This is a genomic window from Phenylobacterium sp. SCN 70-31 (assembly GCF_001724605.1).
GTDB lineage: Bacteria > Pseudomonadota > Alphaproteobacteria > Caulobacterales > Caulobacteraceae > Phenylobacterium.
In genome coordinates, this window is record NZ_MEEX01000011.1 from 56,382 (window position 1) to 70,424 (window position 14,043).

Below are 14,043 nucleotides of genomic sequence, written 5' to 3' on the forward strand. Positions count from 1 at the left end.
CCCGGTCTTCAGTCCCGACGCCGCGCCCGCCAGTCCTCCCGCGTCTGGCCCCAGCAGTCGACCGCGAGACCGAGCGGTGGCGGCAGGATCGCCTGGCGGAGGATGCGCGAGCCGAGCCGCATCGCAACCGCCTGGGACGGCGTGTTCTCCGCCTCGATTGTGAATCACCTCGGTCCAGCCCAGGACGTCGAACGCCCAGTCGACGGCCGCGGCGGCGCCCTCGACAGCGTAGCCCCGCCCCCAGGCGTCGCGCGAGAGGCCCCAACCCACCTCGGTTCCCGGCCAGCCCTCGGGCTGCCAGGGCCCCAACCGCCCCACCCAGCGGCCGGTCGCCTTCTCGACGACCGAGAACATGGAGAACCCGCGCGACATCCAGCCGCCCGCCATGCCCGACATGATGCGCCATGCGCCGATGCGGTCGGTCGGCCCGCCCAGGAACCGCATCGTTTCGGGGTCGGCGCAAAACGCCGCCCAGGCGTCGAAGTCCTGCGGTTCGGGCGCCCGCAGGATCAGCCGTTCGGTTTCCAGGACCGGGGTTTGCATCGGGGTCGAAAAGGCCTCAATCTGTGAACGGGAGAGCTATAGGGACTGGGGCGACTTTCGGCTGCGCGTGCTGCGCGTTGCGTTTCGCGCCTGTCCCATACGTCGAGGGAACCCTGTGTGTCGAAGGGTCGCCCATGTCGTCGGAACCGCCGCCCCGCTCCCTGCCGCCCCGCTCCCTGCCGCCGTCGGCTTCCCGTTCTCCAGCCCCGGACTCCGCAACCCGTGACTCCGGGGCCCGCAACGTCCCCGCCGGGACGTTCGCCCTGATCGAAGCCGGGCCTTCGGGCTCATGGCGCATCGCGCTGGCCGGGGTGGCCGGCGCCTGCGTCCTGGGCGCCGGCCTGGGATTCCTCGCCCGTCCTGCGCCAGAAGCCGCGTCCGGCGCGAAGCCGGAAGCGACAGGCCCCGTCGAGACGCCCGTCGAACCCCTGCTCCAGGTCGTGGTGGACGAGACGCCGGCGCCGATCGGTCCGCCCATCGAGGTCCTGCCGCCCGACATGGCCGCCGCCGCCGCCGAGAGCGCGGCGCCCTATACGATGCCGGCCCCGCCGGCGCCCGACCGTCCCGCATCGGGGGATGTCGCGCGCCTGGTGAAGGCCATCGCGGTCGCCTCGCCGGCGATCCGCAAGACCGAGCCGGCGCCCAAGGCGGAATCCCGCCCCAGGTCAGCGCCCGACAGGGCCGGGTCGGTCGCCGCCCGTTCGGAGCCCAAGCCGAAGGCCCAAAGGCAGGCCAAGGCCGAAACCAGGAAGGAAACCACGGCCCCAAAGCCCGCGGCCGCCACGAAATCGGGCGACATGCGACCGAAGCGCCCGGTCGTCGCCGTCGCCAAGCCCCGGCCGGCCGACCCGTCGTCCGCCCGCAAACCACCCGCTCGCAAGCCGGCCGCCGCGCCCCTCCGCGGTGACGGACCCACCCGCGTGGCGCGGGCCGACGGCTGCGGAACCGGCTGCGACGACGCCCTGCTGGCGGCGCGCGAGCAGCAGCTCCAGCGCGCCTACGCCGAAGCCGAGGCGGCGGGCGTGCCGTCGCAGGCCCTGCGCCGGCAGCAGGCCCGCTGGCGGGAGGCCCGCGCCGCGGCGGCCCGCGAGGCCCCCTGGGCGGTGGAGGACGTCTACCTGGCCCGCATCTCCGAGCTGCGCGACCTGACCCGCGACGCGCGCGACGAATAGGCCGTCGCCACCGGCCGCGCCGGCCCGACCGCACCGGATTGACCGGGCGGCCTTCCCGCGGGAGACAGGCCCGGTATCCGTCGCCGGGAGCGCCTTCGCCGTGTCCACGTCCCCCATCCGCATCGCCATCGCCGGCGCTCTCGGCCGCATGGGCCAGGCCGTGGCGAAGGTGGCCGAAGGCGACCCCGCCCTGACTGTCGCGGCCCGCTTCGACCGGCCCGGGGCGACGGGCGACGGCCTGGTGTCGCAGGCCGAGGCCCTCGCCGCCGCCGACGTGGTGATCGACTTCACCACCCCCGCCGCCTCGGTCGCACTGGCCGCGGCGGGCGCCGACGCCGGGGTGGCCCTGGTGATCGGCTCCACGGGCGCGGGCGACGCCGAACGCGCGGCCATCGCCGCCGCCGCCGCGCGCACCCCCATCGTCTTCGCCGGCAACTTCTCGCTCGGCGTCAATCTGCTGATGGGCCTCGTGGCCCAGGCCGCGCGCGCCCTGCCGGCCGACACCTGGGACATCGAGATCTTCGAGGCCCACCACAAGCACAAGGTCGATGCGCCCTCGGGCACCGCCCTGATGCTGGGCGAGGCCGCCGCCGCCGGCCGCGGCGTTGCGCTGGATCAGGTGGCGCGCCGCGCCCGCGACGGCATCACCGGCGCCCGGCCGCCCGGCGAGATCGGCTTCTCGGTGCTGCGCGGCGGAGGCATCGTGGGCGAACACACCGTCACCTTCGCCGGCGAGGAGGAGATCCTGACCCTCAGCCATTCGGGACGCGACCGCGCCCTGTTCGCCCGCGGCGCCGCCCACGCCGCCCGATGGGTCGCCGGCCGACCGCCCGGCCTCTACGACATGCAGGACGTCCTGGGGACGAAGGGGCCTTAGGTGGCCCGGGACCTGATCGACGACGACGCGACCGCCCAGCTCCAGGCGCTGGCGACCAAGCATGTTTCGGCGGTCGAGCTCCTGAAGGCCGCGCTCGAGCGTCATGCCGACACCCATGCCACCCTCAACGCCGTGGTGGCGGCCGACCCCGAACGAGCGCTGGAACGGGCCCGCGCGCTCGACGACGCCCGCGTCCGTGGCGAGTCCCTCGGGCCGCTCGCCGGCCTGCCGATGACGGTCAAGGACACCTTCGACGTGGCCGGCATGGCCGCCTCCTCAGGGCTGCCGCACCTGCGCCGCCGCCAGGTCGAGGACGCCGTCGCCGTTTCCCACGCCCGCCGGGCCGGGGCGGTGATCTGGGGCAAGACCAACGTGCCCGTGATGGCCGGCGACTGGCAGAGCGCCAACGCCCTCTACGGCGCCACCCACAATCCCTGGGATCCCGCGCGTACGCCCGGCGGCTCGTCCGGCGGCGCGGCGGCGGCGCTGGCGGCGGGCGTCACACCGCTGGAGATCGGCTCGGACATCGGCGGCTCGCTGCGCGTGCCCGCCAGCTTCTGCGGCGTGTTCAGCCACAAGCCGACCTGGGGCATGGTCTCGCAACGCGGTCATGTCCCGCCCAGCCCGGGTTCGTTCGCCGAGCGCGACCTGAACGTGGTCGGACCCATGGCCCGCTCCGTGCGCGACCTGCGCCTTCTGCTGTCGATCGTCGAGGACGGGCCGCTGGCCCCCAAGGCGCCGCCCGCCGACCTGAAGACGGTCAGGATCGGGCTCTGGCTGGACGAACCGCTGTGCCCCCTCGACCCCGAGGTCCGGGCGGTGGTGGAGGCCTTCGCCGCCCAGCTGCGCGACGCCGGCGCCGAGGTGGAGCCGGTGACGAGCCCGGTGGACATGCGCGCCCTGCTCTTCGCCTACCAGACCCTGCTGGGCGCCGTGCTGGGCGAAGACCTGCCGCCCCGCGTGCTGCGGGGCCTGGAACGCGCGCGGCCGTTCGCGCGATTCGCCCTGGCTCGCGGCGCCGGGCCGCTGTCCGACGCCGCCGCCACCCTGGCCTACACCGCCCGGCACCGGGAATGGATGGCCGCCGACGCGGCGCGCGCGCGCCTGCGCCACGAGATCGACGACACCTTCGCCCGGTTCGACGCCATCCTCGCCCCGATCGCGCCGGTCCCGGCTTTCCCGCACGACCGGCGTCCCTTCGGCCGGCGCCGCCTCGCCACCTCGACCGGCGAGAGCCTGAGCTACAACAGCCTGCTGACGTGGATCTCCCCGGCCACGGCCCTGAAGCTGCCGGCCACCGCCCTGCCCGCGGGGCGCACATCTGCGGGACTGCCCGTGGGCGCCCAGCTCATCGGGCCGATGGGCGCGGACGGCCGCATCCTGGCCATCGCCCAGGCCATCGACGAGAACGTCCGCGGCTTCGAGTCGCCCCGCTCCGGATGTCTTAGAGTCGCCTCAGGCGGTTGACGTGGCCCATCTTGCGGCCGGGCTTGGCCTGCCGCTTGCCGTAGAGGTGGAGGCGCGCATCCGGGTCATGGGCGTACTTCGCCCACTGATCCGCCTCGTCGCCCAGCAGGTTCAGCATCTCGATCCGCGCGTGCGGCTCGGTGGGCCCCAGCGGCCAGCCGGCGACGGCGCGGACATGCTGCTCGAACTGGTCCACCGAACAGCCGTCCTGGGTCCAGTGTCCCGAGTTGTGGACCCGCGGCGCGATCTCGTTGACCAGCAGCCGGCCGTCCTTCAACTCGAACAGCTCGATCCCGATCACGCCGACATAGTTCAACCCGTCCAGGACGCGCCGGGCGATCTTCTCGGCCTGCTCGGCCAGGGCGGCCGACACTTCGGCCGGCGCCAGGCTCCGGCGAAGGACGCCGCCTTCGTGATGGTTCTCGGCCAGGGGATAGATCGCCGTTTCGCCGTCGCGGCCGCGCGCGGCGATCACCGACAGCTCGCGCACGAAGTCCGCCGGCGCTTCCAGGATCACCGGGACCCGGCCCAGGACCTCGAACGCATCGGCGGCGTCGGCGGCGTGCTCGATCCAGCGCTGGCCCTTGCCGTCGTACCCCTCGCGGCGAGTCTTCATCAGCACCGGAGCGCCCATGGCGGTCGCGGCGGCCACGGCCTCGTCGGCGCTGTCGGCCGAACTGAAAGCCACCGTGGGCGCGCCGGCGGCGTTCAGGAACTGCTTCTCGGCCACCCGGTCCTGGGCCACGGCCAGGGCTTCGGCGCCCGGCGCGACCTCGCAGCCCAGCTTCTGGAGGGTCAGGACCGACTGGGCCGGCACGTTCTCGAATTCGAACGTCACCACCCTGGCGACGGCGGCCAGCTTCTCCAGCGCCGCCGGGTCGTCGTACGCGCCGACGATGGTGTGGTTCGAGACCTGGCCGGCGGGGCTGTCGGCGTCGCGCTCCAGCACCGCGACGTCCAGGCCCAGCCGGGCCGCGGCCAGCGCCAGCATGCGGCCGAGCTGCCCGCCCCCCAGGATGCCGAGGGTCGAACCGGGCGGAAGCGGAAGGGCGGTCATGGGGCTACTCGACGGCCTCGGGAATACTGGCGGTCTGTTCGGCGGCGAATGCGGCGACGCGTTCGGCCACCGCCGGGTCCGAGAGCGCCAGGATGCGCGCGGCCAGCAGCGCGGCGTTCTTGGCGCCCGCCTCGCCGATGGCCAGCGTGCCCACCGGGATGCCGCCGGGCATCTGGACGATGGAGAGCAGGCTGTCCATGCCCTTCAGCGCCTTGGACTCGATCGGCACGCCCAGGACCGGCAGGTCGGTGAGCGAGGCGGTCATGCCCGGCAGGTGGGCGGCGCCGCCCGCGCCGGCGATGATCACCTGGAATCCCGCCGCCTTGGCCCCTCGGGCGAAGTCGTACATGCGCTGCGGCGTGCGGTGGGCCGAGACCACCTTGGCCTCGTAGGCCACGCCCAGGCTGTCCAGCAGTTCGGCGGCGTGTCGCAGGATCGGCCAGTCGGACCGGCTGCCCATGATGATGGCGACGGGCGCGCTCATGCGTCGTTCGAATCCCCAGAGTTCCGGAAAGGGGGTCCCGGAAAGGGCGCGGAGTATAGGCGCCGCCTTTGCGCGCACAATGCAGCGCCGTTAGAATCCCTTAACCGCGGTCGCTTCGAATAGCGTTAACCTTGTCGAATGGCCCTGGTGGGACAGCCCATGAGAATAGCCGGCGCCCGCAGCGAACAGATCCGACCCGGCGCCCGGTCCGGCGGCCGGCCCGACACCCGACAGGGGACCGTCGCCGCCACCGGCGCGCCTGCGCCGCCCGACCGGATACAGGTTCTGGGCATTCCTCCGGCCGAAATGACCGCGGCGGTGAAGGCCGCCGTCTCGGCCCTCGCCTCGGAACTCGACACCCTGAAAGCCGAGGTGGGCCGCCTCAAGGCCCGTCTGACCGAGGCCGAAGGCCTGGCCGATCGCGACGCCCTGACCCCCCTCTACAACCGTCGCGCCTTCGTGCGCGAGCTGAGCCGGGTGCGCACCTTCGGCGACCGCTACGGCTTCGCCGCGTCCCTGGTCTACTTCGATCTCGACGGCTTCAAGTCGATCAACGACAGACTGGGACACGCCGCCGGCGACCAGGCCCTCAAGGCGGTGGCCGACATCCTGCTGTCCAATGTGCGCGAGGGCGACGTGGTGGGACGCATGGGCGGCGACGAGTTCGCCGTGGTGCTGGCCCAGGCCGATCGCGCCGCGGCCGCCGCCAAGGCCGCCGCCCTCTGCGAAGCCATCGCGGCCGACCCCGCGCTGGCCGCGATGGGCGGTCTGCGCGCCAGCTACGGCGTGGCCGGGATCGCCGCCGGGGCCGATCCCGAAGCGATCCTCGCCGAGGCCGATGGGGCGATGTACGAGACCCGCCGCCTGCGCAAGGCGGGGTAGCGCGCGTCCCGCATCTTGCGGAGGCAGGGCCTCAGGCCTTGAACTTCGCCAGCAGCGTGCGCAGTTCCGGCTCGTCCACCAGGCCCGCCGCTTCCGCCGGCGAGCCCCACATGCGGTCGCGCTCGGCCATCTCGGGCCAGATGTCGCGGGCCTCGGCGACTTCCAGCGGATAGACCATCACCCGCACGTGCTGCAGCCGCCCCGAACGCAGGCGCTTGTCGTAGTGGTAGATTCCCAGCGGCTTGCGCTTGGGCGCGCCCAGCACCCCCGCCTCCTCATAGGCTTCCTGGGCGGCGGCGGCCTCGGGCGCCTTGTCCTTCATCGGCCACCCCTTGGGGATCACCCAGCGGCGGCTTTCCCGCGATGTGATCAGCAGGATCTGGACCGAGCCGTCGTCGGCCTTGCGCCAGGGCAGGGCGGCGTACTGGGTCCTGGGCTCCCGGTCGGGTTCCGGACGCAGCCTGTCGCGCTTCTTGCCCATCGGCGGTGGTCCGGCGCTCCCTGGCGAATCGGCCGTCTCGAGGCCTTCGAAGCCGGGCGATGTACGCGCGGTTTCGGGCCCGGACAATCGGATTGTCACAAAACTGTCATGAGCGTCGCGCGGGTCGCCGCCCACCGCCTCCTCTCAGGCGGCTTCGGGCCGCCGCCGCCGCACCCTCGCCAGCCGTCGCAGGCGCCGCCAGAAGCGCGTCTTCTCGGGTTCGGGGTAGGGCTGGAGGTTCTTCACGAAGTCCTCGGCGCAGGCGCGCCACGAGAACGTCTCGGCGAAGGCCCGCACCCGCTTCCGGTCCAGCTCCAGGCATTGCAGGCAGGCTTCGCGCAGGCCTTCGGTCGCCGTCAGCGCCAGGACGCCCGCGCCCGAGCCGGGGATCAGGTCGATGGGCCCGGGCGCCGGATAGGCGGCCACGGGCGTGCCCGCCGCCATGGCCTCGAGGATCACCAGGCCGAAGGTGTCGGTGAGCGAGGGGAAGACGAAGACGTCGGCGCAGGCGTAGTGGTCGGCCAGGTCCCGCCCCGACTTCGCGCCCGTGAACACCACATCGGGATACTTCTCGGTCAGCTCCTCGAGCTGCGGCCCCGGCCCCACGACCACCTTCGTCCCCGGCAGGTCCAGGCCCAGGAACGCCTCGATGTTCTTCTCCACCGCCACGCGGCCCACGTAGAGGAAGACCGGCTTCTTCAGATGGGCGAACAGGTCGGGCTCGCCCTCGGCGCGAGGGCGGAAATGCTCGGTGTCGACGCCGCGCGACCAGGCCGAGATGTTGCGGAAGCCGTGGCGCGACAGCTCCTCGCGCATGGTGGGGGTGGCCACCATCAGCCGGCCCGACGGCTTGTGGAACCACTTCATATACGCATAGCCCGCCGCCAGCGGCAGCGGCAGCCGGGCCGAGACATATTCCGGGAACCGCGTGTGGTAGCTGGTGGTGAAGGGCAGCTTCCATTCCACGCAGATGCGTCGCGCCGCCAGGCCGATCGGGCCTTCGGTGGCGATGTGGATGGCCTCGGGCTCGAACGCCTTGAACAGCTCCTGCACCGGCTCGTAGACGCCGATCGCCACCTTGATCTCGGCGTAGGTGGGCAGCGGGAAGGTCTTGAACTGGCCGGGGTGGATCACCTCCACCGTATGGCCCATGGCCTGGAGCTCCTGCACCACGCGGGTCAAGGTGCGGACCACGCCGTTCACCTGCGGCTCCCAGGCGTCGGTGGCCACCAGGATGCGCATGGGCCGCTGGGCGTCGCGCGGCGCGGTGATGGCCTCGCGCAGGCGCCTGTCCGAGCGCGCCGCCCGCGGTCGTTCGGGCTGGCCGAGCGCCTCGCTCTGGAGGAAGGCCCAGAACGCGCCGAGCAGGGATTCCTTGGTGGGGAAGTGGCGATAGACGGTGCGCTCGCCCACGCCGGCGTCGCGGGCGATCTCGGCGAAACTCAGGTCCTCGAGCTGGCGGTCTTCGAGCTGGCGGCCCACGGCGCGGAGGATCTGTTCCCGCGTTTCCGCCCGCTGGCGGTCGCGCATGTTGGGCAGGGGCGATTTCATGACAGCGGCACTGTCACGGGTTCGGACGCCAAGTCAACGCGCCGCGATCGCTGCAAAACTGTCGCGCCGGCCGCCGGGTCGCCCAATCCGCGGGCAGGGGCGCGTCCAATCGAAGCGCCGCCCGTCCAAACCCTGGCGCGGCGACCCCGGCTGTTGCTAGGGAGAAGGGTCGAGAGCAGGACCTCCCCAGGTCGTCATTCCCTTGGGTCCGATGGACGCGCGAATCTATCCCGCCAAGGCGACGCCGAAGTCGCAGCGGACGCGCGCGCGCATCCTCGACAACGCCATGCGCCTGTTCGCCGAGATCGGCTACCACGCGGCCACGAACGCCGTGATCGCCGACGCCGCCATGCTGACCCGCGGCGCGATGCTCTATCATTTCGCCACGCGCGAGGAGCTGGTCGAGGCCGCGGTGGCCCATATCGAGCTGCACCGCGCCCGCCTGTTCGAACAGGCCGCCGCCGGTCCGCCGCCGCCGGGCGTGGATGCGGCCGAGCACGCCATCGACGTCTATTGGGCCCTGCTGCACGAACTGCCGTTCCGGGCGTTCGCCGAGCTGGAGGCCGCGGCCCGCACCGACGCCATGCTGGCCGATCGGCTGGCCGGCGCCCAGAGCGCGTTCGACCACGCCCAGCTCGGCGGCGACCGCTTCGGGGCGATGGTCCAGGCCGGAACCGATCCGCGCTTTCAGACCAGCCGCGACCTGGGTCGCTTCCTGCTGGAAGGCCTGGCCCGGGGCTCGCTCACCTACGACCAGGACGCCCGCCGCGAACGTCTCCTGGCCGTGGTCAAACGCGCCGTTCGCGCCCTCAACCGCCGCACCGACGCCGCCGATCTCTGGAGCGAATAGCCACCGCGCCCACGAAGGCCGCCCCGAAACGCGGCCTACGGGCGGGGCCTGCGTTTCAGCGCCACATACAGCGCCCCGGCGCCCCCGTGGCGGCGATGCGCCTCCGAGATGCCGGCGACGACGTGGCTCAGGTGCGGCGCGCCCAGCCAGTCCGGCACGCGACGCCGGAGCACGCCGTCGCCCTGCACGCCCTTGCCGGTGATGATGAGCACCGCTCGGACGCCGTCGGCCTGGGCGCGCTTCAGGAAGTCGTCCAGAACGGCGCGGGCGCGCTCCTGGGTCAGGCCGTGCAGGTCCAGCCGCCCGCCGATCTCCTCCCGCTCGCGGCTGATCCGATGCCGGCGGTTGGGCTCGATGGGATCGACGCCCTCGCGCAGCGCCTTGGCCGCGTCTCCGGCGCGCTGCGGCGCGATCCGGGCCGGGGCGTCCAGGGTCTGCGGGCGCGCCGGCTTCGGCGCATCGCGGCCCACCAGCGGGTGCACGGTGGCGGCGACCAGGCCCCAGATCTTGAGCTCCTCGGGCTTGAGCGGCCGTTTCATGGCGGGGCGGCGGCCGAGCGGGGAACCAGGCGCCAGAGGCGGAGGGTGTGACGGACGCGCCCGGCTTCCAGTCCCGCCGCATCGCCCTCGCCCAGATAGAGGTCGGCCCTCACCTCGCCCCGGATCGCCCCGCCGGTGTCGAGCGTCGCGACCAGCCGGCGGTAGCGCGGAAAGGCGCCCGCGAGCAGAGGCGCTTCGGCGTCCAGCCACACCAGCCCGCCATAGCCGTGGAACGCCGGGTCGATGGCGACGGCCCGTCCCCGGGGCAGCGGCAGCCCCGCGGCGCCGACGGGCGGCCGCCCGTCGTCGGGCGCCAGGCGGAAGAAGACGTAGCGCGGGTTCAGCCGCATGATCTCGTCCGCCGCCGGCCCGCGGTTGGCCGCCAGCCAGGCGCGGATCGCCTCGCCCGAGGTGTTGTCGCGCGCCAGCAGGCCCCGGTCGCGCATAGGGTTGGCCACGCCCACGAACGGGCGGCCGTTGTGCGCGGCGTAGAGGGCCTTCATCCGCCGGCCGTCCTCCATCACCAGCACCCCCGAGCCCTGGATCTGCAGGAAGAACAGCTCCTCGGGCCGCATCCACGCCAGAGGAGTCCCGGAGGACGGGCTTTCCGCCGCCGTCTCGACGGCCGCGCGATCGGGATAGGGCTCGCGGACGCCGTCCGGGCGGATCCGCCACACGGTCCCGTTCTCGCCGGGCGCCAGATCGGCCGGCCGGGGCCGCAGGGGCGCGCTGAATTCGCGGTCGGGCCGCGACCGGGCGGCGTATTCCGGCGCGAAATAGGCGGTGAGCACGCCGTCGCCCGGCGCCCGTTCGGCCTCGAAGAAGGCCTCCAGGAAGGCGCGGCCCACGCCGGGACCGGTGTCGCGCACCGCGCGGGCGCGGGCGCAGAGGTCGGCCGTCGCGGGCGCCTTCGAAACCTGGCAGGTCGCCCGCCAGGCCGCGAACGCCGCGTCATGATCTTCCTCGCTCCAGCCGGGAAGCTGCGAGAGGGGAATGCGCTGCGGCTCGGGGACCGGCGTCGGGCGCGGCGCGGGCGCTTCGGGCTGCGGTAGTCCTGGCGGGGGAAAGCCGGGCGGCGGCGGCCCATGCTCGGACCGCGTGGCGCAGGCGGCGAGGCTCAACGCGGCCAGACCCGCCGCCCATACCCCCCATCTCACGGCGCCTACGCCTCCGCGGCGTCGACGTGGACCAGGGTCCAGTTGGGATCGCGGCTCTTCAGCGGACGCTCGAACGTCCAGAGTTCGGCCGTGCGGCGATCGTCCACCGACTCGCCCTCGGGACCCTTCGCGCGGTTGCGGAACTCGGCGAGGAAGCGGACGGTCACCCGCGCCACGTCGCCGGGCGCCACTTCGGCCTTCTCCAGGTCGGCGCGCGGGGCGTGGAAGAACTCGACGGTCTCGGTGCGACCCTCGGCCTCGCGCTGGTCGATGGCCTGCTCGAAGCTGGCCAGCACGTCGGCGGCCAGCAGGTTGCGCAGCGTGGCGCGGTCGCCCTCGGCGAAGGCCTTCACCGTCATCTCGTAGGCGCCCTTGGCGCCGTTCAGGAAGCGTCCGACGTCGAACCCCGGGTCCCTGGCGCGCACGGCCGCCAGGCCCGTCAGCTCGACGCCGTCGTCGGCCGGCTCGGGCGCGCGCTCGGGCGAGGCGGGCCGGCGTTCGATCGGCTCGGCCTGCTTGCGATCCTCGGGTTGCAGCCCCTTGCGACGCCCCAGCACCGAATAGAGCTGGTAGAGGACGACGGCCGCCAGGCCCGCGAAGATGATCAGTTCCAGGACTTGCAACAGCTCGCTTTCGGTTCGGTCATGGACGCGGCCGGATCACCGGGTCCGGCTTGTTAGCACGTATATAGCCTCACGGAACGCCGCCGTCAGGGGCGGCGTTGCAACGCAAGGGGCGCCATGATAGCCGCTCGGGCCCGAATGGGCGCGATCCTCGCGTTCCCCATACCAGAGATTCCGACCACATGACCGACACCGACGCCGGCGCGGACGCGCCTCCGGTTCCGGGCGCCGAACCCGGCATCCGCATCCTGGCCCAGTTCATCCGCGACCTGTCGTTCGAGAACCCGCGCGCGCCCGAGGCGCTGCGCCCCAGCCAGGACCAGCCCCAGATCGACCTCCAGGTCGAGATGAACGCCCGCGGCCGCGAGGACGGCCTGTTCGAGGTGGACCTGAAGCTGTCGGCCCGCGCCGGCCGCCCCGACGGCGCGCTGTTCCATGTGGAGCTGCTGTACGGCGGCGTGTTCCAGATCAGCGGCGTGCCGGCCGAGGAGATGGAGCCCGTCCTCCTGATCGAGTGCCCGCGCTACATGTTCCCCTTCGCCCGGCGGATCATCGCCGAGGTCACGGCGGAAGGCGGCTTCCCGCCCTTCCTGCTCGATCCGATCGATTTCGCCGGCGTCTACGCCGCCCGCAAGGCCCAGCAGGACCCCACCGTCGGCCACGCCTGACGCGGGCCGCCTCCCGGTCGGGAAGGGTCAGGTCGGGAAGGGTCAGGCCAGGTCCGCGATCTCGGCGTCCGTCAGGTCGCCGGGGACGATGGTGATCGGCACCTTGCGGTCGCCGAAGCGCACGCCGTCCTTGGCGATGGCGCCGACGAGAGGCCCCGGCCCCCCGCGCCCGGTCGCCGCGGCCAGCACGACGATCTTGATGTCCGGATCCTCGGTGAGGACCTTGCGAAGCGCGGCGCGGGGGCTGTCGGCTTCATGGATCAGGAACTCGGGCGGCAGGCCGGTCTCCGTCTGGACGAACTCGGCCGACTGCTGCAGCGCCGCCTCGGCTTCCTGGCGCTGCTGGCGCGCGATCTCCTCGCGGACGCCGGACCAGTGCTCGAACACCGCCGGCTGGATCACCCGCAGCAGCGCGACATAGCCGCCGGTCGAACGCGCGCGGCGGCACGCGAAGCGGAGCGCCGTCTGGAACTCCGCCGTATCGTCCGCCACGACCAGGAACTTGCGCCGTACGCTCATGCGCTGAGCCTTACCGCTTGCAGGCCGGGGCGCAAGCGGGCGGCCTCAGGCGCCCCAGAATCCGACCAGGGCCTTCACCTCGGCCAGGGTCGGCGCCGCGATGGCGCGGGCGCGGGCGGCGCCGTCGGTCAGCACGCGGTCGATCTCGCCCGGATCGGACAGCAGCCGGCGCATTTCGCCGCCGATCGGACCCATGACCGCGACGGCCAGGTCGGCCAGTTTCGGCTTGAACGCGCCGAAGCCCTGACCCGCGTACTCGGCCAGCACCTCGGCCTCGGCCTTGCCCGCCAGCGCCGCATAGATGCCGACCAGGTTCTTCGCCTCGGCCCGACCCTCCAGGCCCTCGGCCGTCTCGGGCAGCGGCTCGGCGTCGGTGCGCGCCTTGCGGATCTTCTGGGCGATGGCGTCGGCGTCGTCGGTCAGGTTGATGCGCGAATAGTCCGACGGGTCGGACTTGCTCATCTTGGCCGCCCCGTCGCGCAGGCTCATCACACGCGCGCCCGGTCCCTGGGTCAGCGGCTCGGGCAGGGGGAAGAAGCCGGGCGCCGCGAAGTCGTTGTTGAACTTCTGGGCGATGTCGCGCGTCAGTTCCAGGTGCTGCTTCTGGTCGTCGCCGACCGGCACCTTGGTGGCCTTGTAGGCCAGGATGTCGGCCGCCTGGAGCACGGGATAGGTGTAGAGCCCGACGCTGGACCGCTCCTTGTGCTTGCCGCTCTTCTCCTTGAACTGGGTCATGCGGTCGAGCCAGCCCAGGCGCGCGACGCAGTTGAAGATCCAGGCCAGCTCGGCGTGCTCGGGCACGGCCGACTGGGCGAAGATGGTGGCGACCTTGGGGTCCAGGCCGGTGGCCAGGTAGGCGGCGGCGATCTCGCGCACCTGCTGCTTCAGCTTCGCCGGCTCCTGCCAGACGGTGATGGCGTGATAGTCCGCCACGAAGATGAAGGTCGGGATCTCGTGCTGGAGCCTCGCGAACTTCTTCAGCGCGCCCAGGTAGTTGCCCAGGTGCAGGTCGCCCGAGGGCTGGACGCCCGAAAGCACGCGGTCGGGGCCGGAATAGGGAACGGGACCCTCGGACGGGGTCGGAGCTTGGTCGGTCATGATGGTCGGCTTCTCTAAGGAACGGGCAGGCGGGCGCAAAGCCCGGTTTCACGGGTGGGCGGTCAGCGCCATCGC

The 14,043-nt window shown here is 72.8% G+C and carries 15 protein-coding genes and 2 pseudogenes; 6 read left to right on the plus strand and 11 right to left on the minus strand.

The window, feature by feature from the left end:
- Positions 1-8 precede the first annotated feature (8 nt).
- A pseudogene (locus ABS78_RS10510) lies at positions 9-543 on the minus strand (GNAT family N-acetyltransferase).
- A gap of 134 nt (positions 544-677) precedes the next feature.
- Between ABS78_RS10510 and ABS78_RS10515 the strand changes: the two are divergent.
- From ABS78_RS10515 to ABS78_RS10525, 3 genes are all read left to right on the plus strand, one after another.
- Positions 678-1,715 carry a hypothetical protein gene (locus ABS78_RS10515; RefSeq protein WP_293378252.1) on the plus strand — a complete coding sequence of 346 codons (1,038 nt, stop codon included), beginning with the start codon at positions 678-680 and terminating at the stop codon, positions 1,713-1,715.
- A gap of 100 nt (positions 1,716-1,815) precedes the next feature.
- Positions 1,816-2,592 carry a 4-hydroxy-tetrahydrodipicolinate reductase gene (gene dapB, locus ABS78_RS10520; RefSeq protein WP_293378255.1) on the plus strand — a complete coding sequence of 259 codons (777 nt, stop codon included), beginning with the start codon at positions 1,816-1,818 and terminating at the stop codon, positions 2,590-2,592.
- The gene (locus tag ABS78_RS10525) at positions 2,593-4,059 is read left to right on the plus strand and encodes an amidase family protein (RefSeq protein ID WP_293378258.1); all 1,467 of its coding nucleotides are present in this window, start codon (positions 2,593-2,595) and stop codon (positions 4,057-4,059) included. It begins immediately after the preceding gene.
- Here the strand turns inward: ABS78_RS10525 and ABS78_RS10530 are convergent.
- On the minus strand, positions 4,037-5,116 hold the full coding sequence (locus ABS78_RS10530) for a 5-(carboxyamino)imidazole ribonucleotide synthase (protein ID WP_293378261.1): 1,080 nt from the start codon (positions 5,114-5,116) through the stop codon (positions 4,037-4,039). The two genes, ABS78_RS10525 and ABS78_RS10530, sit on opposite strands and share 23 nt — an antisense overlap.
- A gap of 4 nt (positions 5,117-5,120) precedes the next feature.
- The gene (purE, locus tag ABS78_RS10535; RefSeq protein ID WP_293378264.1) at positions 5,121-5,600 is read right to left on the minus strand and encodes a 5-(carboxyamino)imidazole ribonucleotide mutase; all 480 of its coding nucleotides are present in this window, start codon (positions 5,598-5,600) and stop codon (positions 5,121-5,123) included.
- 159 nt (positions 5,601-5,759) lie between these two features.
- Between purE and ABS78_RS10540 the strand changes: the two genes are divergently transcribed.
- On the plus strand, positions 5,760-6,482 hold the full coding sequence (locus tag ABS78_RS10540; RefSeq protein ID WP_293378267.1) for a diguanylate cyclase: 723 nt from the start codon (positions 5,760-5,762) through the stop codon (positions 6,480-6,482).
- 31 nt (positions 6,483-6,513) lie between these two features.
- Here ABS78_RS10540 and ABS78_RS10545 read toward each other — a convergent pair whose 3' ends face one another.
- From ABS78_RS10545 to ABS78_RS10555, 3 genes and pseudogenes are all read right to left on the minus strand, one after another.
- Complete coding sequence (locus ABS78_RS10545; RefSeq protein ID WP_293378272.1) at positions 6,514-6,963, minus strand: NUDIX hydrolase; 450 nt, start codon at positions 6,961-6,963, stop codon at positions 6,514-6,516.
- Between the two features lie 144 nt (positions 6,964-7,107).
- Positions 7,108-8,205, minus strand: coding sequence for a glycosyltransferase family 1 protein (locus ABS78_RS10550; RefSeq protein ID WP_293378408.1), 1,098 nt, complete (start codon positions 8,203-8,205; stop codon positions 7,108-7,110).
- A 126-nt stretch (positions 8,206-8,331) separates the two neighbouring features.
- Positions 8,332-8,514 (minus strand): annotated as a pseudogene (locus tag ABS78_RS10555) (helix-turn-helix domain-containing protein); the annotation flags it as partial.
- 211 nt (positions 8,515-8,725) lie between these two features.
- Between ABS78_RS10555 and ABS78_RS10560 the strand changes: the two are divergent.
- Entirely contained in the window at positions 8,726-9,364 is a 639-nt protein-coding gene (locus tag ABS78_RS10560; protein ID WP_293378275.1) for a TetR/AcrR family transcriptional regulator, read from the plus strand.
- Between the two features lie 35 nt (positions 9,365-9,399).
- On the opposite strand, the gene ABS78_RS10565 is transcribed toward ABS78_RS10560, so the two are convergent.
- The 3 genes from ABS78_RS10565 to timA are packed head-to-tail and all read right to left on the minus strand — an operon-like array spanning position 9,400 to position 11,683.
- Positions 9,400-9,903 (minus strand): Smr/MutS family protein, encoded by a 504-nt coding sequence (locus tag ABS78_RS10565; RefSeq protein ID WP_293378278.1) that lies wholly within the window; start codon positions 9,901-9,903, stop codon positions 9,400-9,402.
- Entirely contained in the window at positions 9,900-11,060 is a 1,161-nt protein-coding gene (locus tag ABS78_RS10570; RefSeq protein WP_293378281.1) for an MltA domain-containing protein, read from the minus strand. The genes ABS78_RS10565 and ABS78_RS10570 overlap by 4 nt, the downstream gene beginning before the upstream one ends.
- Before the next feature lie 5 nt (positions 11,061-11,065).
- On the minus strand, positions 11,066-11,683 hold the full coding sequence (timA, locus tag ABS78_RS10575) for a TIM44-related membrane protein TimA (protein ID WP_293378285.1): 618 nt from the start codon (positions 11,681-11,683) through the stop codon (positions 11,066-11,068).
- A 182-nt stretch (positions 11,684-11,865) separates the two neighbouring features.
- Between timA and secB the strand changes: the two genes are divergently transcribed.
- Positions 11,866-12,351 carry a protein-export chaperone SecB gene (gene secB / locus ABS78_RS10580; RefSeq protein ID WP_293378288.1) on the plus strand — a complete coding sequence of 162 codons (486 nt, stop codon included), beginning with the start codon at positions 11,866-11,868 and terminating at the stop codon, positions 12,349-12,351.
- A gap of 42 nt (positions 12,352-12,393) precedes the next feature.
- Here the strand turns inward: secB and ABS78_RS10585 are convergent, their stop codons facing one another.
- A complete protein-coding gene (locus tag ABS78_RS10585; protein ID WP_293378291.1) occupies positions 12,394-12,870 on the minus strand; it encodes a universal stress protein in 477 nt (158 codons plus the stop codon).
- A 45-nt stretch (positions 12,871-12,915) separates the two neighbouring features.
- Positions 12,916-13,968 carry a tryptophan--tRNA ligase gene (trpS, locus tag ABS78_RS10590; RefSeq protein ID WP_293378294.1) on the minus strand — a complete coding sequence of 351 codons (1,053 nt, stop codon included), beginning with the start codon at positions 13,966-13,968 and terminating at the stop codon, positions 12,916-12,918.
- Positions 13,969-14,043 lie beyond the last annotated feature (75 nt).